The sequence below is a fragment of the Pseudomonas sp. NCIMB 10586 genome (genome assembly GCF_023127895.1).
GTDB classification, from domain to species: domain Bacteria; phylum Pseudomonadota; class Gammaproteobacteria; order Pseudomonadales; family Pseudomonadaceae; genus Aquipseudomonas; species Aquipseudomonas synxantha_A.
Genome location: NZ_SPKQ01000053.1, coordinates 42,190 through 64,273, shown reverse-complemented (window position 1 = coordinate 64,273; position 22,084 = coordinate 42,190). Strand labels below are relative to the sequence as shown.

Sequence of the window (22,084 nt, the reverse complement as noted above, 5' to 3'; positions counted from 1 at the left end):
GCACCGATAAGCGGCTTGACTGTGCCTGCCAGGTTTTATGCCTGTGCCTGCCGCGCCTGTGAAAAGTACAAGCTTGCCTGCCGAACGTACATTTCCCGCCAGCACGGCCCGTTCGATACTGGCCCTGCATCCAGCGCCGTTCCGCAATCCGGAACGCCTGTCGGACTTCCAATAATAAGCAGGGCCGTCCATGAAAAAGCCAAACCCGCTCCTTGAAGACCTCAAACCCCTTTTGCCGGCCATTGCCGCGAATGCCAGCCGTGCCGAGCAACTGCGCCAGGTACCGGATGAAAATATCGCCCTGCTCAAAAGCATCGGCCTGCACCGTGCCTTTCAGCCCAAGGCCTTCGGCGGCCTGGAGCTGACGCTGCCCGAGTTCGCCGACTGCATCGCCTTGCTCGCCGGTAGTTGCGCCAGTACCGCCTGGGCCATGAGCTTGTTGTGTACTCACAGCCACCAACTGGCGCTGTTCTCGGCCCAGTTGCAGCAGGAAATCTGGGGTGCCAACCCGGATGCCACGGCCAGCAGCAGTATTGCGCCGTTCGGTCGGGTGACCGAGGGCGAGGGCGGGGTGTACTTCAGCGGTGAGATGGGCTGGAGCAGCGGCTGTGACCATGGCGAGTGGGCGATTGTCGGCTGCCGTCGCCAGAACGCCGAAGGCACCCAGGATTACTGCTTTGCCGTGTTGCCGCGCAGTGACTATCAGATTCGTGACGACTGGTTCGCCGCTGGCATGAAAGGCAGCGGCACCAAGACCCTGATCATCGACAACGCCTGGGTGCCCGAACACCGTATCCAGAAGGCCAAGGACATGATGGAGGGCAAGTCCGCGGGCTTTGGCCTCTACCCCGACAGCCGGATTTTCTACGCGCCGTATCGGCCATATTTTGCCAGTGGCTTCTCCACCGTCAGCCTCGGTGTGGCCGAGCGTATGCTTGAGGTGTTTCGCGAAAAAACCAGGACGCGGGTGCGCGCCTACACCGGTGCCGCCGTCGGCGCAGCCACCCCGGCGTTGATGCGCCTGGCCGAGTCCACCCACCAGGTCGCCGCCGCCCGAGCGTTCCTGGAAAAAACCTGGCAGGAACACGCCGAACACAGCGCCGCCCACCGTTATCCCACGCGGGAAACCCTGGCGTTCTGGCGCACCAATCAGGGTTACGCCACCAAGATGTGCATCGACGCAGTAGACCGCCTGTTCGCCGCTGCGGGCGGGAATGCCTGGTTCGAGCACAACGAGATGCAGCGCCTGTTCCGCGATTCCCATATGACAGGCGCCCATGCCTATACCGACTACGACGTGTGCGCGCAGATCCTCGGCCGTGAGCTGATGGGTCTGGAACCCGACCCGAGCATGGTGTAGCCGCGCCTATCACCCATAACAATAAGGGCGGCCACTCGCGGCCACCCGGGAGTCTTGCATGTCTGACGTTTTCGACCCACGGGCCTTTCGCCGCGCCCTCGGCAACTTCGCCACCGGTGTGACGGTGGTCACTGCCGCCACCGCTTCCGGGCACAAGGTCGGCGTGACCGCCAACAGTTTCAACTCGGTGTCCCTCGACCCGCCGCTGGTGCTGTGGAGCATCGACAAGCGCTCCAACAGCCATGCAGTGTTCGAGGAGGCCAGTCATTTTGCGGTGAATGTGCTGGCGGCGGACCAGGTGCACCTGTCCAACAACTTTGCGCGCCCCCGTGAAGACCGCTTCGCCCTCATCGAGTACGAGCCGGGTGAGGGCGGCTCGCCAGTGTTCGCCGATTGCTCGGCGCGCTTTCACTGCGAGAAGTACCAGCAGATCGATGGCGGCGATCACTGGATCATGATCGGCAAGGTGGTGGCGTTCGATGACTTCGGCCGTGCGCCGTTGCTCTACCACCAGGGCGCCTACGCCGAGGTCCGGGCGCTGCCTCCGTGCGCGCCCGAGGTGGTTCAGAACGGCACGGCCACCACCAGCTGACTGTAGACATTGGTGCCGTTGCCGCCGACCTGGTTACCGCCGGTGTCGGCCGCTTTATCGGGTTTGTACAGGCCCAGCAGCGGCGTGATGATCAGGTGGTCGTTCACGGCCCATTCGGCGTACAGGTCCAGTTCGCGGCCATCCAGGTTCAACTGGCCGCGGGTGCTGACGGTGTTGTAGTCAAAGAACAGTGCGCCGAGGGTGATGTTGCCCAGCGGCTTGACCTTGAGCGCTACGTGCTGCACCGCCGTGTTGCTGTTGAATGGGCCTGAATAGTTGCCCGCCACTTCGCCCTGCACCCAGGTACCGTAGCCACGGTTGAAGCCTGAGAACATGCCATCCCAGTTTTTCGAATAACGTGCGTAGTGGTAGGTCAGGTCCGGTGACCAGGGCAGGTGGGCAAAGGTGTAGCCGGCTTCGACGTAACCGGCGTTTTGCTGGCTGTCGCGCCTGTCCTGGCGGGCCAGTTCGAAAGCCAGGTGCGCGTTGTCGATACCTGCATTGCCGGCGCCGCGCAGGCTATAGAGGTTCATGCCTTTGCGCTGGCGCTGCAGGTCGGTGGCGAAGCGCTCGTCCACATCGATGCCGTGAATGTAAGTCAGCCCCAGGGTGCCCGGCGCGGCGCTGTACTCCAGGGTGCCGGCGGCCATCTCGGTCAGGGCCTGGGCGCGGTTGTCGGATTTGATCCACATCAGGCTGCCATGCACGCCGTCCTTGCCACCCAGGCGAATCACCGCAGTCTTGTCGAAGGCATGGCGCGCGGCAATGTAGTAGGCGCCGCCGCGATTGAACTCGCCGTCGCCTACGCCATTGCCGAGGTTGGGGCCGTCGTCGTTGATGATGAAGCCGTCGCCCAACATGATGATCTGGCGGCCAAACGACAGGTCTACCCCATCCTTGCCCAGCGCCGGGAACAGCTCGCCGGAGCGCCAGCCCGCGAAGGCTTCGTCAAACTTGGTGGTGCGCTCGGTGCCGTTGGTCAACCCCGACGCATCGCCGTCGCCCCAGGTGCCGGAACTCACCAGGTTCGCCGTGCCGTATACGCCGCCCAGGTTGCCCAGGCTCTGCTCGACGCTCAGGCCGTACTTGATGAACCCCTCGCGCCAGGTGGAGCCGCCGCTGCGGCCATCGTAGTTCTTCGGGCTGTTGAACAGGCCGTAGACGGCAAGGAAGTTGCCGGTGAGCTGGGTGTCGGTATCGGCATACAACTCGATGGCCTGGGCCTGGCCGACCAGCAGTGCAATGCCGAGGCCGACCGCCTGGCGCAGGCGGCGGTTTTTCAGTGTGTGCTCCATTATTATTGTCCCCATCTTGGTTAAGAGTGAGGGCGCATTAGGGCGAGCGGTCGCAGGCCAAGTCTTTCATATGCGTGCCAGGCAGTTGACCCTGGCCGCCAGGCGATACGCCGTGGCAGGCAGCAACAAAACCTTCGGCAGACAGGGGCAAGACGATCGAGCCAGGTGGGGCGCAGAGTGCCGACACACTAAAAAAACCGCTTTCGAGGACCCCACCATGTCGATCAACGACCGACTCACCGCGCACCTAAACCGGGGCACGGTAGGTTTCCCCACCGCGTTGGCCAGCACCATCGGGCTGATCATGGCAAGCCCGGTGATCCTCACCGCCACCATGGGTTTTGGCATTGGTGGCAGCGCCTTTGCCCTGGCGATGCTGATCGCCGTGGTGATGATGCTGGCCCAGGCGACCACCTTCGCCGAGGCCGCCTCGATACTGCCCACCACGGGCTCGGTGTACGACTACATCAACTGCGGCATGGGCCGGTTCTTTGCGATTACCGGCACTTTGTCGGCGTATCTGATCGTGCATGTGTTCGCCGGTACCGCCGAAACCATCCTCGCCGGGGTCATGGCCCTGGTGAACTTCGAACACCTCAATACCCTGGCAGAATCGGCCGGCGGCTCGTGGCTGCTGGGCGTGGGGTTCGTGCTGGTGTTCGGGGTGCTGAATGCCTTTGGGGTCAGCGCGTTTGGCCGGGCAGAGATTATCCTCACGTTCGGCATGTGGACCACCCTGATGGTGTTCGGCGTGCTGGGCCTGATCGCCGCGCCGGCGGTGCAGTTGGATGGCTGGTTCGGGGAATCACTGGTGGGCACCGACCTGGTCACCGTGCTGTCGCTGGTGGGCATGGCGATGTTCATGTTCGTCGGCTGCGAGTTCGTCACCCCGCTGGCACCTGACCTGCGCCAATCGGCCAAGGTCATGCCACGGGCGATGATGCTCGGGCTGATGGGCGTGGCGACATGCATGTTCATCTATGGCGCCGCGATGAAACGCCAGGTGGAAAACGTGGTGCTCGACGCCGCCTCCGGCGTGCACCTGTTGGATACACCCATGGCCATCCCACGGTTCGCCGAGCAGGTGATGGGGCAGATCGGGCCGCTGTGGCTGGGCATTGGCTTCCTGTTTGCCGGCGCTGCAACCATCAATACCCTGATGGCTGGCGTACCGCGCATCCTCTATGGCATGGCGGTGGATGGCGCGTTACCGAAGGTGTTCACCTACCTGCACCCGCGCTTCAAGACACCGCTGCTGTGCATCCTGGTGGCCATGCTGATCCCGTGCCTGCATGCGCTGTACCTGGGCGGCAACACCGACAACATCATGCACCTGGTGCTGGCGGCGGTGTGCGCGTGGAGTTTTGCTTACCTGTTGGTGACGCTGTCGGTGGTGATCCTGCGCATTCGCCGTCCGGATTTGCCCAGGGCCTATCGCTCGCCGTGGTTCCCGCTGCCGCAGATCGTCTCCAGCATCGGCATCCTGCTGGGCATGTGGTTTATCACCCCGCCAGGCATGAACCCGGCCGACATTTATGTGCCGTTTGGGGTGATGCTCGGCGTGACCGCCACCTATGCGTTGTTCTGGACCCTGGTGGTGCAGAAGGTCAACCCCTTCAAGCCAGCCTGCGTTGAGGAGGTGTTGGCCAAGGAATTCAGCCACGAACCGGGGCCTGCCCATGACGGTTATAACGACTTTGCGGCAAAAACTGTATGAGCTGTTCAGCGCAGACCGTGCACCGAGCGGTTATCGACCTGGGGTGACCCTGGCGCGCTTACGGCGTGATCTAGGCCTGGCGACGCTTGAAGTGGACGGTGTGAACTTCGAGATTGTCGAGCGCACCGAGTCGCAGTTGTTGATGCACCTGGTGCTGACCGAGTGCGTCCTGCGCGTACCTGCTTCAGCGAGTGGTGCTGGCAGCTTCGAGGTGCACCATGGCGGCGCTATTCGGCGCAACGGTATCCGCGTGCGCCGGCGCTCCGGCAGCCAGGCTCTGGCGTGTGAGCTACAGTCGCGTTTGCTGGCCGACAGCGGGTTGTTCCAGGCGCTGATGCCGCTGGATTTCAAGCGCCTGCGCATTGATCTCAAGGACCGGCAATGGTGTGTGCGCCTGGAGCATATGGGCGGGAGTGAGGTGGTCAACCGGATGCCTGCGTTTCGGCGTTACATTGCGTTGAGCACCGAGCAACGCAGGTATCTATTGGCAGCCATAGGTGGGTTGCAGCGGGTGATGTCTGGCCTGTGAAACCAATGACGCACCTCTGTGGGAGGGGGCTTGCTCCCGATAGCGGCGGGTCATCCAATGAATGTGTTGGCTGGCCCACCGCTATCGGGAGCAAGCCCCCTCCCACATACCGTTTGGCATCATTAGTGCTTCTGCAAAGGGCAAACAGGTTGTTGTTGCGTGCATATAGATAACATGTTAACTATTGCATCAGAACAACAAAAAGAACGCCACTGCGGAGACACCCCCATGAGCATCCCACAGCATGCACCCGACGGGCTCGACAGCTGGAACCGCGAACTGCGCGCCGCGTGCGGCCACTTCGATACCGAACTGGCCTTCAACCGTTCGCTGTTTATTGGCGAGATCCACAACTTGCCTCGTGGCTTGGCCATCCTGCGCACCAATGCCGGGCTGATCAAACGCCCGACGCACCACGCCGATCACGACAATGACCAGGAGTGCTTCCTGGTCAGCCAGCGCAGCGGCTATTCGCAGATCACCCAGAACGAGCAGACCGTGCAGCTGGCCCCCGGCGAGATGCTGTTGATGGACTCGGTGGGCTCGATCGAAATCACCCCCTTTGGTTTGATCGAACATGCCTCGCTGTCGTTGTCGCGCACCGAGGTGTGCAAGCACCTGGGCGGCCAGGCGCGGGCGTTCGGCAAGATCTCCTCGACCAAAGCCTGTGGGCGTATGTTGCATGTGCTGATGGATCAACTGTGCAAGGACGACACTGACGACGACGCCACGCAAGTGGACGCGCTGCAGGCGGCCTTTGTGTCGCTGCTGGGCTCGGCGCTGGAGCAGGGTGATGAGTGCCGCGAGGGCGTTGCTGCGTTGCAGGGCAATAATCTGCGCAGCTATGTGCAAAAGGTCATTGATGAGTCATTGGGCCAGCCTGGCCTGAGCCCGATTGGCCTGGCCAATCGCCTGAATATCTCGGTGCGGCACCTGTACCGTTTGTTCGAGGAGCAGGACGACAGCGTCTGCCGCTACATCCAGCGGGCGCGGCTCAAGCGCAGTGCGGACGACTTGACCAACCCCTTCCTGCGTAGCGAGTCGATCACCTCGATTGCCTACAAGTGGGGCTTTACCGACTCGGCGCACTTCAGCCGGTCGTTCAAGAAGCAGTTCGAGGTGTCGCCCAAGGATTTTCGCTCCAGCCGGTTGCAGGCGGTGGGGGCATAAACAGGTCCTTCAGGCTGCAGGAGATCCAATGTGGGAGGGAGCAAGCCCCCTCCCACATGGGTCCCCGTTATTCGGGCAGGGTGGAGCCACCATCGACCACCAATGTCTGCCCGGTGATATAGCCAGCCAGGTCAGAAGCCAGAAACAGCATGGCGCCGGCAATATCCGCAGCCGCGCCCAAACGCCCCAGTGGCACACGGCTGGCGATGCTCTCATTCAGCGCGGCATCGCCCAGGTTGCTCATCGCCGGCGTGGCGATCATGCCCGGTTCCACGCCATTGACCCGCACATTCAACGGCGCCAGTTCCAGCGCCGCGTTGCGGATAAACCCATTCACCCCAGCCTTTGACGCCGCATAGTGGCTCAGCCCCGGATAACCCACCCGATTGCCGGTGACCGAAGACGTCACCAGCACGCAACCCCGGCCTTGCGCGCGAAACATCGGTAACGCCGCCTGGGTCAGCCAGAACAGCGCCGAAAGGTTTACCGCCAAGGTGCGTTGCAAGATCGCCGGGGTGATGTCGGCAAAGGCTGTCAGAGGGAAATACCCGGCGTTGTGCACCACAATATCCAGCTGCGCCAACCCTTGAACGCAGGCGAATACCGCCTCGGCTTGCGCCAGGTCAACGCCCACGGCCTCGACCTGATAGCCCTGCGCGCACAACCCAGCGGCCACCCTTTCAGCTTGTTCCAGCAGGCGATCAGCAATCACCACCCGCGCACCGCGTTCGGCAAAGGCTTGGACGATGCCCAGGCCAATCCCTTGGGCGCCGCCGGTGACCAGCACGACTTGGCCGCTGAAATCCAGGTCATTGGGCATGAGCAGGCTCCAGGCGCGTAAACGCCAGCGTCGGCACGTCGACGATGCTGGACCCACCGTCCGCCACCAAGGTCGCCCCGGTAATGATCGATGCGTCGTCGCTGGCCAGGAAGCGGCATACCTTGGCGATCTCTTCGGCCCGGGCGGCGCGGCGCAGCGGCACATCGGCACACACGCGCTCGTACGCTTGCTGCAAGGTGTCGCCGTACGCCTCCATCAACGGCTGCATCTCGGCATCGGCCATCGGCGTGTGCACCCAGCCCGGGCACACCGCGTTCACGCGCACGCCGTGGGGGCCGTAGTCCCGTGCCAGCGAGCGATTGAGCCCGAGCAACGCATGTTTGGCCGTGGTGTAGCCGCACACTTCGGGCCCCGCCGCGAGCGAGGCGATGGAGCCGATCAGCACGACACTGCCGGCGCTTTGCTGCAACAGCGGCAGGCAGGCGCGGGCACTGTAGAACGCGCTGTCCAGGTTGCTGCGCAGCGCCGCTTCCCACGTAGACGGGCTGGTCTGGGTCGCGCTGCCCAGGCCATGACCGCCGGCACACGCCAGCAGTACATCGATACGCCCGTAGTGGGCGTGAATCTCGCGGATAAAGCCCTCCCAGGTGTCGGGGCAGGCGGCATCGCCCACCAGGATCAGGCCGCCGCTGGCCTGCGCCGCCTGTTCCAGTGGCTCGCGGCGCCGGCCGATCAGTACCAGCCGTGCGCCTTCCTGCGCGTACAGCCGGGCACAGGCGGCGCCGATGCCGGTGCCGGCCCCGGTGATCACTACCGTGCGCGGCTCAGTCACGGGGGTACTCCGTGCGGTTGAGCACCTGGCAATAGGAACTGATCGGGAAGTTCGACAGCGCGTCGAAGGATGCCCCCGCGTAGCCGAAGATCTTGCCGTCGCTGCGGTGTTGTTGCAGGTCGATCAGCACCAGGCCGAGGGTGGGCACGATCTTCTCCTGCCAGACGAACAGGTACAGCTGCTCGGCGATCTTGTAGTAATGGCAGCGGTCGGTGTCGCACAAGCCTTTCTCCACACCCTCAAGGCATTGCCAGGCATAGAACCGCGGGTTGAGGTAGATGTGCTCGTAGACCTCGCTGGGGCTGTAGCGGTAGTGGTTGCGCAGGCCCACCAGTTCCTCGGTGGGGGCGTGCAGGCAATGGCCCTCCTGCCACGGCCGGTCGAGGCTGCCGTGGAGGAACTCGGCGTGCACCGAGGTCAGCGGTTTGCCGGCCAGGGCGCGGTGGTAAAGACCTTCGTGGGTCTCTGCCGGCTCCGGCATACGGCCAATCACCGCGGTAAAGGAGGCAGTTGGCGTGTCCAGCACCAGGCTGATCGACCAGCTTTGCCCGGCCTCGTGCTTGATGAAGTCCACCAGGTACAGGCCCGGGCGAATCGAGCTGGCGCGGTAGGCTGCACTGCCGCTGGAGTGTCCGTCGGCGGCGTGCCAGGCCAGGCGCTCCTGTTCGAAGCGATGCTCGATCTGCCAGCCATTGGCAAAGTGCAGAGTGAAGGTCTGGCCCGCCAGGTCGGCGAGGTTCGGCAGGATGAACGCTTCGGGTGCAAAACCGTCGGCCAGGGCGCCCACGGTGATCCAGTCAGAAGAAGTGCTCATGGCAAGGCTCCTTACACGACGGCGAAGTAGTGTTTGACGAAACTCTCGCTGACCACTTCCCACAGCACCGGCGTGCCCTTGGTCACAAACCAGCTGTCACCGGCCTTGTAGCGGGTGGACTGGCCGGTGGACTCATCGGTGAGTATCACCTCGCCGGTGACCACCGTGGCTTGTTCGGCGAACGGGTAGACCATGCGGAATTTGCCCTGGGTGGTGCCGAAGTAAGCGCTGCTGACCGCATCGGTAGGTGCGCCGAATGTCATCTTGCCGAAGGCGCGCACCTCGCCTTCAAGGATCTGTGAACCGAGGTCGGCCACGGTGCCCCAGGCATCGAGTTCCGACAGCTGGACGTTATGTTTGACGGTGGTGAGGGTCATGGCAGTGGTTCCTGATGAGTGAAAAAAAGCGAATCAACGACGCCCGTTCCAGTAGCCGGACAATTGGTGCCAGGATTTGCCCGCCGTCAGCAGCAGAGGGCGAATTGCGTCCTTGCCGATGATGGTCGGGCGGCGGATCGAGCTGACCAGGTCATAGCGCGCCGAGCCTTCGCTCATGCCTTCGGCCAGGACCTTGCAGATGATGTGGCTGGGGGTGACGCCAAAGCCTGAATAGCCCTGCACGAAAAACGCATTGCTGCGCCCCGGCAAGGTGCCGATCTGCGGGAACAGATTCGGGCTGCACGCCATCGGGCCGCCCCAGGCCAGGTCGATTTTCACGTCCTTGAGGTAGGGGAAAATCTTCAGCATCAGGTGGCGGTTCCAGGCTTTCAGGTCGCCGGGAATATGCTCGACCAAAGGCGTCGCGGCGCCGAACAGCAGGCGGTTTTCATTGGTTACGCGGTAGTAGTCGATCACCGGGCGGATATCGCTGTAGGCGCCACGGATCGGGCTGATGCGCTGGATCAATTCTTCGGACAACGGCTCGGTCATCATCTGGAAAGCGTAGGTGTTGATGGTCGAGCGGTGCAGTTCCGGTTCGAGCTTGTTGAGAAAGCTGTCACAGGCCCACAGCAACTTGCCGGCGCGTACCGAACCGCGCCCGGTGCGCACGGTGATGCGTTCGCCGTAGCTGACCTCCAGGGCCGGGCTGTTCTCAAAAATCCTTACCCCATGGCCGGCCAGCGCGGTGGCCTCGCCCAGCAGCAGGTTCAGCGAATGCACATGCCCGCCGCCCATGTGCAGCAGCGCACTGGTGTAGGCGTTGGAACCGATGATCTGCTGCACATCCGAGCCGCCGAGAAAGCGGATTTCATGCTGGCTGTTGACCGACTTGAAGTCCTTCTCCCAGGCGCGCAGAGTTTTTTCCTGGCGGGCGTTGAAGCCCATATAGCCGTAGCCGTGGCAGAAATCGGCATCGATGTTGTACTTGGCGATGCGGTTCTTGATGATGTCGGCGCCCAGGTCGCTGATCTCGAACACCTGGCGCAGCCCGTCTTCGCCCACGTCCTTCTTGATCTTCTCCAAGTCATGGCCGATGCCCGCCATGATCTGCCCGCCGTTGCGGCCGGTGCCGCCAAAGCCCAGGTAGCGCGCTTCAAGCACCACGATATTGGTGATGCCTTTTTCCGCCAGTTCCAGCGCGGTGTTGATCCCGGAAAAGCCGCCACCGATCACCACGACGTCCGCGTCGATGTCTTGCTCCAGGGTGGGGAAGCTGAGGTTGTATTTCTTGGTGGCGGTGTAATACGTAGGGGTTTCGATGTTGATCATGGCGCAGCCTGAAAAAGTGAAGGAAGGCGCTAAAGCGGATGCCTCCATTAGGGCCCCTGACGGGCTGGAAGTCTTGATCCTGCGTGCCCGGGTTTTTGATTCAGCGCGCCACGGGCGAGGGCACACACAAGTTATAGCGCGCTCGCTGGCGGGGAATGTTAGAGTTTCGTTAAATTATTAACTAAATACTTCGTGACCCTGATCCTATGTCCAAACCTCGACAATCCCTGACCCTGGCCTTGCTGCAAGCGCGTGAGGCCGCGATGAGTTTTTTCCGCCCGTCCCTGAATGAACACGGCCTGACCGAACAGCAATGGCGCATCATCCGCATCCTCGAACAGCACGGTGAGCTGGAGATTTACCAACTGGCGGAACTGGCGTGCATCCTCAAGCCGAGCATGACCGGCGTGCTGGTGCGCATGGAAGCCGCCGGCATGGTGCACCGACGCAAGGCCGAACAGGACCAGCGCCGGGTGCTCATTACCCTGGCGGACAAGGGCAAGGCGAGTTTCGCGTCCATGAGCCAGTGCATGGAGGCCAACTACCAGCGCTTGCAGGATCAGCTTGGCGAAGAGAAATTCCAGACCTTGCTGGGGTTGTTGGATGACTTGAAGAACATCAAGCGCTGAACTAATGACTGAACCACCGCCGGTCAACTGTGGGAGCTGGCTTGCCTGCGATAGCGTCGGGTCAGCTGGCTTATTTGTCGCTGATACACCGCTATCGCAGGCAAGCCAGCTCCCACATTGGATCTCAGTAGACACCACCGGTATTGGCAGCCACCGGTACGTCTTTGAACTTCCCGGCCAGGCTTTGCAACCCGCGCATCAACACGGTGGTATCCACTCCCACCGCCACGAACGTTGCGCCCAGTTCGATATAGCGCCGCGCCAGGCGTTCATCCGCACTGAGAATCCCTGCCGCCTTGCCCGCTCGAACAATGCGCACGATGGCGTCCTCTATCGCCGCCTGCACTTCAGGATGCCCGGGGTTACCGCGATGCCCCATGGCCGCACTCAAGTCCGCCGGGCCGATGAACACACCGTCCACGCCTTCGACGGCGGTGATAGCGTCCAGATTGGCCAGGCCCTCGCGGTTTTCAATCTGCACCAGCAGGCACATCTGCGCGTCGGCCTGGTCGAGGTAGTCGGTGATGCTGTTCCAGCGCGAAGCACGGGCCAGGGCACTGCCGACGCCGCGAATACCCTGGGGCGGGTAGTGTAGGGCGCGCACCAGTTCTTGGGCCTGGGCAGCGCTTTCGACCATGGGCACCAGCAGCGTCTGCGCGCCGATATCGAGCAGTTGCTTGATCAATGCCGTGTCGCCGACCACCGGGCGAATCAGCGCCTGGCTGGGGTAGGGCGCGATGGCCTGCAATTGCGCAAGCATCCCCGGCAGGTGGTTGGGCGCATGTTCGCCGTCGATCAACAGCCAGTCGAAACCGGCATTGGCGGCCAACTCGGCGCTATAGGCATTGGCGAGGCCAAGCCATAGGCCGATCTGCACCTCGCCGTTGTGAAGGCGTTGTTTGAAGCGGTTGATAGGCATGTCCATGACAATCCTCCAGTGTTCAGACGAAGCGACAGGCGATCGAACCGAGCAGGTCGTAGTCGACGTGGAAGGTATCCCCGGGGCGAGCGGCCACCGGACGGGTAAACGAGCCGCCGAGAATCACCTGGCCCGGCAGTAGGGTGACGTCATGTGCCGCCAGCTTGCTGGCCAGCCACGCCACGCCCTTGGCCGGGTGGTTGAGCACTGCCGCCGAGACGCCGGACTCTTCGATCACGCCATTGCGATACAGCACCGCCGGCACTTTGCGCAGGTCGATCTCGGTGGGGCGCACAGCCCGGCCACCGAGTACCACGCCGGCATTGGCGGCGTTGTCGGAGATGGTGTCGAAGACCTTGCGGGTGGCGTTGGTCTGTGGGTCGACCTGCTGGATGCGTGCGTCGATGATTTCCAGCGCCGGGATCACCCATTCGGTCGCGTCGAGCACATCGAACACCGTGCAGTTGGGGCCCTTGAGCGGCTTGCCAAGGATGAACGCCAGTTCCACTTCCACACGCGGCACGATGAAGCGTTCGAAGGGAATATCACTGCCTTCGTCGAAAAACATGTCATCGAGCAGGGCGCCGTAATCGGGCTCGGTGATGTTCGAAGAAACCTGCATGGCTCGTGAAGTGAGGCCGATCTTGTGGCCCTTGAGCGTGCGCCCGTTCTTGATCTTTTGCGCAACCCATTCGCGTTGGATGGCGTACGCATCCTCGAGGGTGATGCCGGGGTAGTCGAGGGAAAACTGACGCACCTGTTCGCGGCTGCGTTCGGCGCGGTCCAGGTGGGCGGCGGCCGCGAGGATTTGCTGGGAGTCGAGCATGGCAACGGTCTCTAGTGTGGGTTGACGATGGCGGCCTGAGTGCGCAGCACCAGCAGGCCACCGAGGGCGATAAACAGGGCGAGTACGTACAGGGCCAGGCTGGCGCTCTGGGTGGCGTCGCGCATCCAGCCGATCAGGTAGGGCGCGAGGAACGCGGCGATGCTGCCGAACGAGCTGATCATGGCGATGCCCGCCGCCTGAGTGGTATTGGAAAGAAACGCCGGCGGCAGTTGCCAGAACATCGGCAGCGCCGCGCTGGCGCCCATGCCGGCGACCACCAACCCGCTCATCACCAGCAGCGCATTGCCGGGCGCCAGGCCCGCGACGGCAATGCCGACAGCGGCCATCAGCAGGGGCACGCATAAATGCCAGCGACGCTCGCGCTGGCGATCGGACGAGCGCCCGCAGCCGAGCATGAAGAAGCAGCCGGCCAGGTAGGGCACGGCGCTGAGCAAGCCGACCTGACTGTCGCGGCCGATGCCGGCGCCGTGGATCAGGGTCGGCATCCAGAACGCCAGGGTGTTGACCGCCAGCATCACCGCAAAGTACACGGCCACCAGCAGCCACACTTGCGGGTCCCGCAGGATGCCGCTGAACGAGGTGATGGTCTTGCGCTGTTCTTCGTTGCTCAACTGGGTGCGCAGTTGCTGTTTTTGTTCGCTGCTCAACCAATGCACCACTTCGAAACTGTCCGGCAAGCACTTGAGCACCACCAGCCCCAGCAGTACCACGGGCGCACCTTCGATCAGGAACATCCATTGCCAGCCGCGCAGGCTGCCCACGTCGTGGAAGTTCTCCAGGATCGCCCCGGAAATCGGCCCGCCCAACACCCCGGCCATGGGCACGGCAATGGCAAACAAGGCGGTGACCTGGGCACGTCGCCGCGCCGGGTACCAGCGGTTCAGAAACACCAGGATCCCCGGGAAAAATCCGGCTTCGGCCACCCCCAGCAAAAAGCGCAGCACGTAGAAGCCCCTAGCACTTTCCACCCACAACATGCCGGTGGAGAGCAGGCCCCACACCACCATCAGGCAGGCGATCCAGCGCCGTGGTCCGACCCGGTCCAGGGCCATGTTGCTGGGCACGCCAAACAGCGCGTAGGCAATGAAAAACAGCCCGGCGCCAAAGCCGTACACCGTGTCGCTGAACTGCAGGTCGTGGCTCATCTGCATCTTGGCGAAGCCGATGTTGATACGGTCCAGGTGGGCGAACAGGTAACACACCAGCAACAAGGGCATCAGGCGCCAGGTCACCAAACGATGGGTGCGGTCGTGCTCGGCAAGCCGCAGGCTTGCAGTGGAGTGGGCTGTGCTCATGATGTTGTACTTTTTGTCTGAGTGGCCGTGGGGGGAGGGCAGGTTTTTATCCCGCCGCGTTATTCAGAAACGCATGCACATTGTTCTGCTTGAAGTTGAGCTGTGGGTGCAACTCGACCATCTCGAACGACAGCGCCAACAACCGCTGCGCCTGCAATTGGGCGAAGTGCGCGGTGATCACCGCGAACACGGCTTCGGCCACCGCCTGGCGCGTGGCCAGGTCGCGGCCGTGGCCGACCTTGAGGGTCATGTGCACGAAGGCGTAGTCATGCTTGCCGTCGGCCATGCGCCAGGTGTCCAGGCGCACACCACGGCTACGGATGCCGCCCAACGGAAACACGCCACTGTCGCCCAGCACGCGGTGGATTTTTTCAAACAGGCCAGGCAAATCGGCCTGAGGTTCAAGGTTGTCGGTGTACTCAGCGATAAAGTGCGGCATAGGTTTCTCCCAAAGCTACAGCGGGAAAATCGCGTTGATCTGGCCAGTGCCCGAACTGCCGAACGGCGGCGTGATGATCTCGGCCGGCTGGGCATAGTCCGGCCCACCCAGCAGGCCCAGGAGCATGGCGGTGTCGTGCATCTTGCCTTCGCCAAAGCAGTGTTCGGCGTAGTCCGGCAGCATCGCGCAGAACTCTTTGAAGCGGCCTTGCTGCCACATCTCGACGACGTGCAGGTCTACCTGCTTGTCAAACTCACGGGTCCAGTTGTGGATATTCGCTTCGGCCTGGCGGTCGTCGGAAAAACGGTGGGACAACGAGCCGGACGCCAGCACCAGCACCTTGCGGTCACTCTTTTCGATGGCTCGGCGCACGGCGGCGCCAAAGGCGAAGCTGTCTTCCAGACGATGCCAGGCACACCAGGCGGCAATGGAAATCACCTTGAATTTTTCATCCTCGGGCACGCCCATGTGCATGTAACGCATGGGCACCAGCGTGCCGTATTCCAGCTCCAGGCTCGGGATGTTATGGGCCATGCTGCGCACGCCGGCCAGGTTGGCTTCGGCGGCGATCAGCTCGCCCAACTCGGGGCAGCCGGGGTAGGCGTAATCCATGTTCTTGATGAAGTGCGGCAGCTCGTTGCTGGTGTAGGTGCCCTGGAACTGCTCGCCACAGTTGACGTGATAACCGCTGTTGACCAGCCAGTGCACGTCGAACACCACGGCGGTGTCGGCCCCCAGTTCGCGGGCGCGCCGGCCGATTTCCTTGTGCCCGGCAATCGCCGCTTCGCGACAGCCGTGATGCTTGCCGGGCAGTTCCGACAGGTACATCGACGGTACGTGGCAGATCTTCGCTGCCAGAACCACTTCGCCCATGATGATTCTCCTGAATAATTATTCTTGTAAGGCTTGTGACGTCCCTGTGGGAGCTGGCTTGCCTGCGATTGCATCGACTCGGTAAGGCTGAAGGACCGCGGTGTCTGCATCGCGGGCAAGCCCGGCTCCCACAGGAGGCTTGTTTGATCCTGGGCTACACACCCCAGCGCGGAATGTGATGACTGCCCATGGAAATACACACGTTCTTGATCTCGGCAAACACTTCAAAGCTGTACTGGCCACCCTCGCGCCCGGTGCCCGAGCCTTTCACCCCGCCAAAGGGCTGACGCAAATCGCGCACGTTCTGGCTATTGATAAATACCATGCCCGCCTCAATACCGCGCGCCAGCCGATGAGCCTTACCGATGTCCTGGGTCCAGATATAGGACGCCAGCCCGTATTCGGTGTCGTTGGCCAGTTGCAGCGCTTCGGCTTCGTCCTTGAACGGGATCAGGCACACCACCGGACCAAAGATTTCTTCCTGGGCGATGCGCATCCGGTTGTTCACATCGGCAAACACCGTTGGCTGGATAAACTGGCCGCGGCTCAGGTGCGCCGGCAAGTTGGCCGGGCGCTCCAGGCCGCCGGCCAGCAGTGTGGCGCCTTCCTCCAGACCGATCTTGATGTAGCCGGTGACCTTGTCGTAATGGGCCTGGGTGATCATCGAACCGACCTGGGTTTTGGGGTCCTGCGGGTCGCCTACGATCAGGCGCTTGGCCCGCGCCGCGAACTCGGCGACAAATTGCGGGTAGACGCTTTCCTGAATAAAGATCCGGCTACCGGCGGTGCACCGCTCGCCGTTCAGGGAGAAGATCGTGAACAGTGCGGCGTCGAGGGCGCGCTCTAGGTCGGCGTCTTCAAAAATCAGCACCGGCGACTTGCCGCCCAGTTCCATGGAGTACTTTTTAAGGCCGGCGGTCTGCATGATTTTCTTGCCAGTGGCAGTGCCGCCGGTAAAGGAAATCGCCCGTACATCCGGATGGCGTACCAGTGCATCACCAGCGGTCGCGCCGTAGCCCTGGATCACATTGAGCACGCCGTTGGGGATCCCGGCTTCCACCGCCAGGCGTCCCAGTTCATTGGCGGTCAGTGGCGACAGCTCCGACATTTTCAATACGGCGGTATTGCCCAGCGCCAGGCACGGCGCGGTCTTCCAGGTGGCGGTCATGAACGGCACGTTCCATGGCGACACCAACCCGCACACGCCTACCGGCTGGTACAGGGTGTAGTTGAGCATCTGGTCGTCCACCGGATAACTGTGGCCGTCCATGCGGGTGCAGACTTCGGCGAAAAAGTCGAAGTTGTGCGAGGCCCGTGGGATCAGCACGTTTTTGGTCTGGTGGATCGGCAGGCCGGTGTCGAGGGTTTCCAGCTCGGCCAGGCGAGGCACGTTCTGTTCAATCAATTCGCCGAGCTTGCGCATCAAGCGTGCGCGCTCCCTGGCCGGGGTGTTGGCCCACTTGGGAAACGCCTCCTTGGCCGCCGCCACGGCTTGTGCGACTTCATCGGCACCACCGCTGGCGACTTCGCCGATGGCCTCGCCGGTGGCCGGGTTGTAGTTGATGAATACGTCTTTGCTCTCGACCTCACGGCCGTTGATCCAGTGTTTGATCATGTTGTTCAAGCCTCTTTGCGCACGGAGAAAAACTCCGTCTCACTGACAATACGGTTGACCAGGCGGCCCACGCCTTCGACTTCCACCACCACTTCATCGCCCGGCACCACATCGGCCAGGCCCTCGGGCGTGCCGGTGGCGATCATGTCGCCGGGTTGCAGGGTCATGAAGCTGGACAGGTATTCGATGAGGTAGGGGATATCGAAAATCATGTCTTGGGTGCTGCCTTCCTGGCGCAGCTCGCCGTTGATCCAGGTGCGCAATTTCAGGTTGCCTGGGTCGGGCACATCGGCCACGTCGACGATCCACGGGCCCACCGGGGTGGTGGCGTCGCGGTTTTTAACCCGCAGGTTGGGGCGGTAGTAGTTCTCCAGGTAGTCGCGGATCGCGTAGTCGTTGCACACCGTGTAGCCGGCCAGGTAATCCAGGGCGTCGGCGCGCTTGACGTTGCGCGCGGTCTTGCCGATCACCGCCACCAGTTCGCACTCGTAGTGCATGTAGGCGACGTTGTCCGGGCGCCAGCTGACCTGGCGGTGACCGGTGTAGGTGCCGACCGACTTGATAAAGGCCAGCGGTTCGGTCGGCGGTGTGAAGGCCAGTTCGGCGGCGTGATCGGCGTAGTTCAAGCCCAGGGCGAACATATTGCCGGTGGCGGGCGGCAGCCATTGCACCTGATCTTCGGCAAGCCGCCGGCCATCGCTGAGGCGCACGCTGTGATCGTCGTCTACCTGCACGGCATGGATCTGACCTTCAAAACGGATACGTGCGCGCTTCATGCCAGTGCCTCCGCCTGAACGATATTGAGCAGGCGGCCGACGCCAGTGATTTCAACTTCAACACGATCACCCGGCTGCACATCCACACGGCCCTCCGGTGTACCGGTGATCAGCACGTCACCGGGATGCAGGGTCATGAACTCGCTGATCTCGGCGATCAATTGTGGGATGTCGCGCACCCAATGGGCGGTGGAGTTTTGCTGGCGCAGCTCGCCATTGACGAAGAGCTTGAGGGACAGCTCGTTGGGGTTGGCCACTTGATCCCGCTCAATCACTTGCGGGCCCAAGGCGCAAAACCCATCGCGGCATTTGGCTTTGACGGCAGGGCGGTAATAGCTGTCTTCCGGCAGGCTGAATTCGTTGACCACCACATACCCGGCGACATGGGCCATGGCATTGTCCAGGCTGACGCGGCTGGCGCGCTGGCCGATCACCACGCCCAGCGCCGGGCCCGGTTGCAGGCGCTCGCCTGCAGGCTGCAACACCACGCCGCCATGGGCATTACGGGTGTTGGGCGTCTTGATGAACAACACTGGCTTGGTTGGCGGCTTCTGGTAGGGCGCCTGCTCGAAGGCGGCGAGATGTTGGTCCAGCAGGCCCTGGTAGTTCAGCGCAACGCCGAACAGGGTGCCGCTGGCAACATCATGCAGGGTACGGCTCATGCGTTTCTCCTGGCGGTGACGACGGCTGCATAGGCAGTTCGTTAAGTTGTTAACGTTATAATTAATATGTTAACTACCGTCAAGCGTGGCACACTCCGATGGCATCACAACAACAAGAGGAGGGCGACGTGCAGCCGATTCCCAACATCAACCTCGGGCAGGTCTACGACCAGCGTTACAGCGACGCCGAGGTGCATTACGACAAGCTGGGCAACCTGGCAGGTTTTTTCGGGCGCAATATGGCCGTGCATCGCCATGACCGGTTTTTCCAGGTGCATTACGTCAAGAGTGGCGCGGTGCGGGTGTATCTGGACGACCGCCAGTACGTCGAAGCAGGGCCGATGTTTTTTCTCACGCCGCCCACGGTGGCCCACGCCTTCGTCACCGAAGCCGATGCCGACGGGCATGTGCTGACGGTGCGCCAGCAACTGGTGTGGGGCTTGATCGACGCCGACCCCAGCCTCGCCTCCGGGGCTGCGTGTGTCGCGCTGGGCGCCGACGCCGATGGGCTGGACCAGCTTTTCGAAGAACTGTGCGGCGAGATCAACGCCGAACGGGCAGGCCGCGCAGCCGCCCTCGACAGCCTGACGCGCTTGATCATGATCCGCCTGCTGCGCCTGTGCGCCCACGCCCTGCCGGCACGGCCGACGGCCCATGAAGACCTGCGGATTTTTCACCGCTTCAACGAACTGATCGAAGCCCATTACCTGGAGCATTGGCCGCTGGCGCGTTATGCCCAGGCCATCGGCGTGACCCAGGCGCGCCTCAATGAGGTGTGCCGACGCATCGCCGACCTGCCCTCCAAGCGCCTGATTCTTGAACGCCTGATGCAAGAGGCCAAACGCCTTCTGTTGTTTACCGGCAGCTCCGCAAATGAAATCTGCTACCAGCTGGGGTTCAAGGACCCGGCGTATTTCAGCCGGTTTTTCCTGCGGTATGCGCAGATGACGCCGGGGGAGTATCGGTTGCGGCAGTCGGCGTTGCGTTGACGCGCCACGCTCCACCCAACGCCGTATACAAGTTCACCTCCGCCACCAGCTGCGCCAGCCTGTCCACGATCAACGCCTGTTGCGAGCTGAACAACGCACGCTGCGCATCGAGGAACGTCAGGTTGCTGTCCACGCCGCTGCGGTAGCGGTGCTGGGCCAGGTCGTAATAGTTCTGGTTGGCGGCAACGAAATCCCGTTGCGCATCCAGTTGGTCGTTGAAGGTCTGGCGAGCGGCAAGGCCGTCGGCCACTTCCTGGAAGGCGCTCTGGATGGACTTTTCGTACTGGGCCACCGTGATGTCCTTCTGCAACTTGGCGTAATCGAGGCTGGCACGCAGGCTGCCGGCGTTGAAGATCGGCAGGTTGATTTGCGGCTGGAAGGTCCAGGTGCCCGAGCCGCCCTTGAACAGCCCCGACAGCTCCTTGCTGGTGCTGCCGGCATTGGCCGTGAGGGTCACGGACGGAAAGAACGCAGCACGGGCGGCGCCGATATTGGCGTTGGCCGCCTGCAACTGGTATTCGGCCTGGAGGATATCCGGGCGGCGTTGCAGCAGGTCGGAGGGCAACCCGGCGGGGACGCGGGCGACCAGATCATCGGCCAGCGGGCGAGCGGGCAGATGCTCATCCACCGGACCGCCCACCAGCAGCACGAGGTTGTTAAGGTCCTGGGCGACCTGGCGTTCATAGCGAGCGACGCTGGCGCGGGTGCTTTCCACTGCGGTACGGGCTTGCACCACCTCCAGCGCCGAAGCTTTGCCTGCGTTTTTGCTGCGGCTGGTCAGTTGCCAGCTGTGGTCGTTGGCCACCAGGGTTTGCTCGGCCAGGGCCAGTAGTTCCTGATCGGCGCGCCAGGTCAGGTAGGCGTTGGCCACGTTCGCCACCAGGCTCAATTGCGCACTGCGCCGGGCTTCTTCGGTGCCCAGGTAAGTCAGCAACGCCTGTTCGCTGAGGCTGCGCACGCGGCCGAACAGGTCCAGCTCATAAGCGCTCAGGCCCAAGGTGGCGGAATAGTTGGAGGTGATCGCCGATTTGCCGGTGCCTGTCACGTTACCCGGCAATTTCTGACGCTTGCCGGCACCGCTGGCGGAGATCGCCGGGAACAGGTCGGCGCGCTGTATACGATACTGCGCCTGGAACGCCTCTACATTCAGGGCGGCTACCCGCAGGTCGCGGTTGTTGACCAGGGCATCGGCAATCAACCGTTGCAGCGCCGGGTCGTGGAACAGCTGCTGCCAATCCGGATTCTGCGTCAGGTCGCCGGCCTGCGCCAGGCTGTACACGCCGCCTTGAGGAAACTGCGCAGGCGTCGGCGCTGCTGGCCGCTGATACTCGGGGATCAGCGAACAGCCACTGAGCGTCCACGCCACCCCGACGCAGCAAAGCATCCGTTTGTTCATCAGGCACCCACCATCCATTTGGCCAGGCCATGCCGGCCGCTCACGCCCAGCTTGGCGGCGGCGCGCTTGAGGTAGGTTTCGATCGAGCTGTTTTTTACACTGAGTTTTTCCGCGATCTGCGGCACGGTGCCGCCGGTCAGCAGGCCGAGGCACACTTCCTGCTCGCGCGCCGAAAGGGTGATATCGCTCAGAGCCAGGCGCTTGTAGAACTCGCGCTGCAATTGCGATTGTTCCAGCAGGGTGTGGGCCGGCTCCGTCTCGGCGTGCGGCACCTGACGCAGCAGTTGCGCGTGCCGCTCCATCAAAGGCAACAGGGTGTCCGACAAGCACTTGAGAAACGACAACTCAGCCAGGGAAAACCCACGCTGGGTTGGCGGCCGGTAGAACGAAATCACACAGCGTCGATTCCCTTGGCGCGATACCAGGTTGCACTGGTGCGAACTGCCCAACGGGTGCGCGCTGTTGGCCTTGGCTTTCATCTGGATCAACAACGGGTCTTGCATGCGCAGCATTTCGCGCATCAGCGGGTGGTCGTTCAACGGGTGCAGTGTCTGGGGTACAGACAACTCCTTTTTCAGCCCGGCGCTGCCCAGCAGCTTGATGTCGAGCACGCGGTCGCGCAGCTCATCGAGCGTCCATTCGCTGAGGTCCACCAGGTGAATCGGCACCCATTTGTCTACCAGGTGCAACATGTCTGCGGCGAAGCGTTCATGGCCGCTGTTTGAAATCAACTCGCCCATTTCGGCATAAAAATGCGGGCCCTGTGTGTCGCCAATACTACGGGTCAGACTCATAGCCATTTCATCCTTGATGTCGAAAACCGTCTGCGGAGGCTCCGGGCTGCG

At 62.6% G+C, this 22,084-nt stretch carries 22 protein-coding genes and 1 pseudogene; 7 read left to right on the top strand and 16 right to left on the bottom strand.

What is annotated here, in order from left to right; translation table 11 throughout:
* The first annotated feature begins 190 nt into the window (after positions 1–190).
* Positions 191–1,360, top strand: a complete 1,170-nt coding sequence (locus E4P01_RS27300) for a p-hydroxyphenylacetate 3-hydroxylase oxygenase component (RefSeq protein WP_216091789.1) — start codon at positions 191–193, stop codon at positions 1,358–1,360.
* 58 nt (positions 1,361–1,418) lie between these two features.
* Positions 1,419–1,892: pseudogene (locus E4P01_RS27295) on the top strand (flavin reductase family protein); the annotation flags it as partial.
* 32 nt (positions 1,893–1,924) lie between these two features.
* Here E4P01_RS27295 and E4P01_RS27290 read toward each other — a convergent pair.
* Positions 1,925–3,247 (bottom strand): alginate export family protein, encoded by a 1,323-nt coding sequence (locus E4P01_RS27290; RefSeq protein ID WP_216091788.1) that lies wholly within the window; start codon positions 3,245–3,247, stop codon positions 1,925–1,927.
* 217 nt (positions 3,248–3,464) lie between these two features.
* Between E4P01_RS27290 and E4P01_RS27285 the strand changes: the two genes are divergently transcribed.
* From E4P01_RS27285 to feaR, 3 genes are all read left to right on the top strand, one after another.
* Positions 3,465–4,964 (top strand): APC family permease, encoded by a 1,500-nt coding sequence (locus E4P01_RS27285; RefSeq protein WP_122733803.1) that lies wholly within the window; start codon positions 3,465–3,467, stop codon positions 4,962–4,964.
* Positions 4,927–5,493 (top strand): DUF3156 family protein, encoded by a 567-nt coding sequence (locus E4P01_RS27280; protein WP_216091787.1) that lies wholly within the window; start codon positions 4,927–4,929, stop codon positions 5,491–5,493. Before E4P01_RS27285 ends, E4P01_RS27280 begins: the two co-directional genes overlap by 38 nt.
* Positions 5,494–5,721: 228 nt before the next feature.
* Positions 5,722–6,663 carry a transcriptional regulator FeaR gene (feaR, locus tag E4P01_RS27275; RefSeq protein WP_216091786.1) on the top strand — a complete coding sequence of 314 codons (942 nt, stop codon included), beginning with the start codon at positions 5,722–5,724 and terminating at the stop codon, positions 6,661–6,663.
* Between the two features lie 67 nt (positions 6,664–6,730).
* On the opposite strand, the gene E4P01_RS27270 is transcribed toward feaR, so the two are convergent.
* Genes E4P01_RS27270 through E4P01_RS27250 form a run of 5 tightly spaced genes read right to left on the bottom strand, consistent with a single transcriptional unit; the run spans position 6,731 to position 10,799 of the window.
* Positions 6,731–7,483 carry an SDR family oxidoreductase gene (locus E4P01_RS27270; protein WP_078821796.1) on the bottom strand — a complete coding sequence of 251 codons (753 nt, stop codon included), beginning with the start codon at positions 7,481–7,483 and terminating at the stop codon, positions 6,731–6,733.
* Positions 7,473–8,276: an SDR family oxidoreductase gene (locus E4P01_RS27265; protein WP_216091785.1), complete on the bottom strand. Its 804-nt coding sequence runs from the start codon at positions 8,274–8,276 to the stop codon at positions 7,473–7,475. The genes E4P01_RS27270 and E4P01_RS27265 overlap by 11 nt, the downstream gene beginning before the upstream one ends.
* Positions 8,269–9,090: a molybdenum cofactor biosynthesis F family protein gene (locus tag E4P01_RS27260; protein ID WP_078821794.1), complete on the bottom strand. Its 822-nt coding sequence runs from the start codon at positions 9,088–9,090 to the stop codon at positions 8,269–8,271. Before E4P01_RS27260 ends, E4P01_RS27265 begins: the two co-directional genes overlap by 8 nt.
* A gap of 11 nt (positions 9,091–9,101) precedes the next feature.
* Positions 9,102–9,467, bottom strand: coding sequence for a cupin domain-containing protein (locus E4P01_RS27255; protein ID WP_078821793.1), 366 nt, complete (start codon positions 9,465–9,467; stop codon positions 9,102–9,104).
* A 33-nt stretch (positions 9,468–9,500) separates the two neighbouring features.
* Complete coding sequence (locus E4P01_RS27250; RefSeq protein ID WP_103733833.1) at positions 9,501–10,799, bottom strand: FAD-binding oxidoreductase; 1,299 nt, start codon at positions 10,797–10,799, stop codon at positions 9,501–9,503.
* Between the two features lie 206 nt (positions 10,800–11,005).
* Here E4P01_RS27250 and hpaR point away from each other — a divergent pair, with 206 nt between their 5' ends.
* Positions 11,006–11,428, top strand: a complete 423-nt coding sequence (gene hpaR, locus E4P01_RS27245; protein ID WP_078821791.1) for a homoprotocatechuate degradation operon regulator HpaR — start codon at positions 11,006–11,008, stop codon at positions 11,426–11,428.
* 124 nt (positions 11,429–11,552) lie between these two features.
* Here hpaR and hpaI read toward each other — a convergent pair whose 3' ends face one another.
* From hpaI to E4P01_RS27205, 8 genes are all read right to left on the bottom strand, one after another.
* Positions 11,553–12,353 (bottom strand): 4-hydroxy-2-oxoheptanedioate aldolase, encoded by an 801-nt coding sequence (hpaI, locus tag E4P01_RS27240; RefSeq protein ID WP_078821790.1) that lies wholly within the window; start codon positions 12,351–12,353, stop codon positions 11,553–11,555.
* A 16-nt stretch (positions 12,354–12,369) separates the two neighbouring features.
* Entirely contained in the window at positions 12,370–13,173 is an 804-nt protein-coding gene (gene hpaH / locus E4P01_RS27235; protein ID WP_216091784.1) for a 2-oxo-hept-4-ene-1,7-dioate hydratase, read from the bottom strand.
* Positions 13,174–13,184: 11 nt separating this feature from the next.
* Entirely contained in the window at positions 13,185–14,489 is a 1,305-nt protein-coding gene (locus E4P01_RS27230) for an MFS transporter (RefSeq protein ID WP_078821788.1), read from the bottom strand.
* A 46-nt stretch (positions 14,490–14,535) separates the two neighbouring features.
* The gene (locus E4P01_RS27225; RefSeq protein WP_005789539.1) at positions 14,536–14,928 is read right to left on the bottom strand and encodes a 5-carboxymethyl-2-hydroxymuconate Delta-isomerase; all 393 of its coding nucleotides are present in this window, start codon (positions 14,926–14,928) and stop codon (positions 14,536–14,538) included.
* 15 nt (positions 14,929–14,943) lie between these two features.
* On the bottom strand, positions 14,944–15,801 hold the full coding sequence (gene hpaD, locus E4P01_RS27220) for a 3,4-dihydroxyphenylacetate 2,3-dioxygenase (RefSeq protein WP_078821787.1): 858 nt from the start codon (positions 15,799–15,801) through the stop codon (positions 14,944–14,946).
* A 154-nt stretch (positions 15,802–15,955) separates the two neighbouring features.
* Positions 15,956–17,416, bottom strand: a complete 1,461-nt coding sequence (hpaE, locus tag E4P01_RS27215) for a 5-carboxymethyl-2-hydroxymuconate semialdehyde dehydrogenase (protein ID WP_032880382.1) — start codon at positions 17,414–17,416, stop codon at positions 15,956–15,958.
* 5 nt (positions 17,417–17,421) lie between these two features.
* Complete coding sequence (locus E4P01_RS27210; protein WP_078821786.1) at positions 17,422–18,192, bottom strand: fumarylacetoacetate hydrolase family protein; 771 nt, start codon at positions 18,190–18,192, stop codon at positions 17,422–17,424.
* Positions 18,189–18,854, bottom strand: a complete 666-nt coding sequence (locus E4P01_RS27205; protein WP_078821785.1) for a fumarylacetoacetate hydrolase family protein — start codon at positions 18,852–18,854, stop codon at positions 18,189–18,191. The genes E4P01_RS27210 and E4P01_RS27205 overlap by 4 nt, the downstream gene beginning before the upstream one ends.
* Before the next feature lie 98 nt (positions 18,855–18,952).
* Here E4P01_RS27205 and hpaA point away from each other — a divergent pair, with 98 nt between their 5' ends.
* Positions 18,953–19,843, top strand: a complete 891-nt coding sequence (gene hpaA, locus E4P01_RS27200; protein ID WP_179119839.1) for a 4-hydroxyphenylacetate catabolism regulatory protein HpaA — start codon at positions 18,953–18,955, stop codon at positions 19,841–19,843.
* Here hpaA and E4P01_RS27195 read toward each other — a convergent pair.
* Together E4P01_RS27195 and E4P01_RS27190 are read right to left on the bottom strand one after the other, a co-directional pair.
* Entirely contained in the window at positions 19,770–21,239 is a 1,470-nt protein-coding gene (locus tag E4P01_RS27195; protein ID WP_143508466.1) for an efflux transporter outer membrane subunit, read from the bottom strand. The genes hpaA and E4P01_RS27195 overlap by 74 nt on opposite strands.
* On the bottom strand, positions 21,239–22,033 hold the full coding sequence (locus E4P01_RS27190; RefSeq protein ID WP_216091783.1) for a helix-turn-helix transcriptional regulator: 795 nt from the start codon (positions 22,031–22,033) through the stop codon (positions 21,239–21,241). The genes E4P01_RS27195 and E4P01_RS27190 overlap by 1 nt, the downstream gene beginning before the upstream one ends.
* Between the last annotated feature and the right edge of the window lie 51 nt (positions 22,034–22,084).

What these genes read in the sequence shown, in the direction of transcription:
- E4P01_RS27300 (WP_216091789.1), top strand. Translation starts at nt 191, where the DNA reads ATGAAAAAGCCAAACCCGCTCCTTGAAGACCTCAAACCCCTTTTGCCG.
- E4P01_RS27290 (WP_216091788.1), bottom strand. Translation starts at nt 3,247, where the DNA reads ATGGAGCACACACTGAAAAACCGCCGCCTGCGCCAGGCGGTCGGCCTC.
- E4P01_RS27285 (WP_122733803.1), top strand. Translation starts at nt 3,465, where the DNA reads ATGTCGATCAACGACCGACTCACCGCGCACCTAAACCGGGGCACGGTA.
- E4P01_RS27280 (WP_216091787.1), top strand. Translation starts at nt 4,927, where the DNA reads ATGACGGTTATAACGACTTTGCGGCAAAAACTGTATGAGCTGTTCAGC.
- feaR (WP_216091786.1), top strand. Translation starts at nt 5,722, where the DNA reads ATGAGCATCCCACAGCATGCACCCGACGGGCTCGACAGCTGGAACCGC.
- E4P01_RS27270 (WP_078821796.1), bottom strand. Translation starts at nt 7,483, where the DNA reads ATGCCCAATGACCTGGATTTCAGCGGCCAAGTCGTGCTGGTCACCGGC.
- E4P01_RS27260 (WP_078821794.1), bottom strand. Translation starts at nt 9,090, where the DNA reads ATGAGCACTTCTTCTGACTGGATCACCGTGGGCGCCCTGGCCGACGGT.
- E4P01_RS27255 (WP_078821793.1), bottom strand. Translation starts at nt 9,467, where the DNA reads ATGACCCTCACCACCGTCAAACATAACGTCCAGCTGTCGGAACTCGAT.
- E4P01_RS27250 (WP_103733833.1), bottom strand. Translation starts at nt 10,799, where the DNA reads ATGATCAACATCGAAACCCCTACGTATTACACCGCCACCAAGAAATAC.
- hpaR (WP_078821791.1), top strand. Translation starts at nt 11,006, where the DNA reads ATGTCCAAACCTCGACAATCCCTGACCCTGGCCTTGCTGCAAGCGCGT.
- hpaI (WP_078821790.1), bottom strand. Translation starts at nt 12,353, where the DNA reads ATGGACATGCCTATCAACCGCTTCAAACAACGCCTTCACAACGGCGAG.
- hpaH (WP_216091784.1), bottom strand. Translation starts at nt 13,173, where the DNA reads ATGCTCGACTCCCAGCAAATCCTCGCGGCCGCCGCCCACCTGGACCGC.
- E4P01_RS27230 (WP_078821788.1), bottom strand. Translation starts at nt 14,489, where the DNA reads ATGAGCACAGCCCACTCCACTGCAAGCCTGCGGCTTGCCGAGCACGAC.
- E4P01_RS27225 (WP_005789539.1), bottom strand. Translation starts at nt 14,928, where the DNA reads ATGCCGCACTTTATCGCTGAGTACACCGACAACCTTGAACCTCAGGCC.
- hpaD (WP_078821787.1), bottom strand. Translation starts at nt 15,801, where the DNA reads ATGGGCGAAGTGGTTCTGGCAGCGAAGATCTGCCACGTACCGTCGATG.
- hpaE (WP_032880382.1), bottom strand. Translation starts at nt 17,416, where the DNA reads ATGATCAAACACTGGATCAACGGCCGTGAGGTCGAGAGCAAAGACGTA.
- E4P01_RS27210 (WP_078821786.1), bottom strand. Translation starts at nt 18,192, where the DNA reads ATGAAGCGCGCACGTATCCGTTTTGAAGGTCAGATCCATGCCGTGCAG.
- E4P01_RS27205 (WP_078821785.1), bottom strand. Translation starts at nt 18,854, where the DNA reads ATGAGCCGTACCCTGCATGATGTTGCCAGCGGCACCCTGTTCGGCGTT.
- hpaA (WP_179119839.1), top strand. Translation starts at nt 18,953, where the DNA reads ATGGCATCACAACAACAAGAGGAGGGCGACGTGCAGCCGATTCCCAAC.
- E4P01_RS27195 (WP_143508466.1), bottom strand. Translation starts at nt 21,239, where the DNA reads ATGAACAAACGGATGCTTTGCTGCGTCGGGGTGGCGTGGACGCTCAGT.
- E4P01_RS27190 (WP_216091783.1), bottom strand. Translation starts at nt 22,033, where the DNA reads ATGAGTCTGACCCGTAGTATTGGCGACACACAGGGCCCGCATTTTTAT.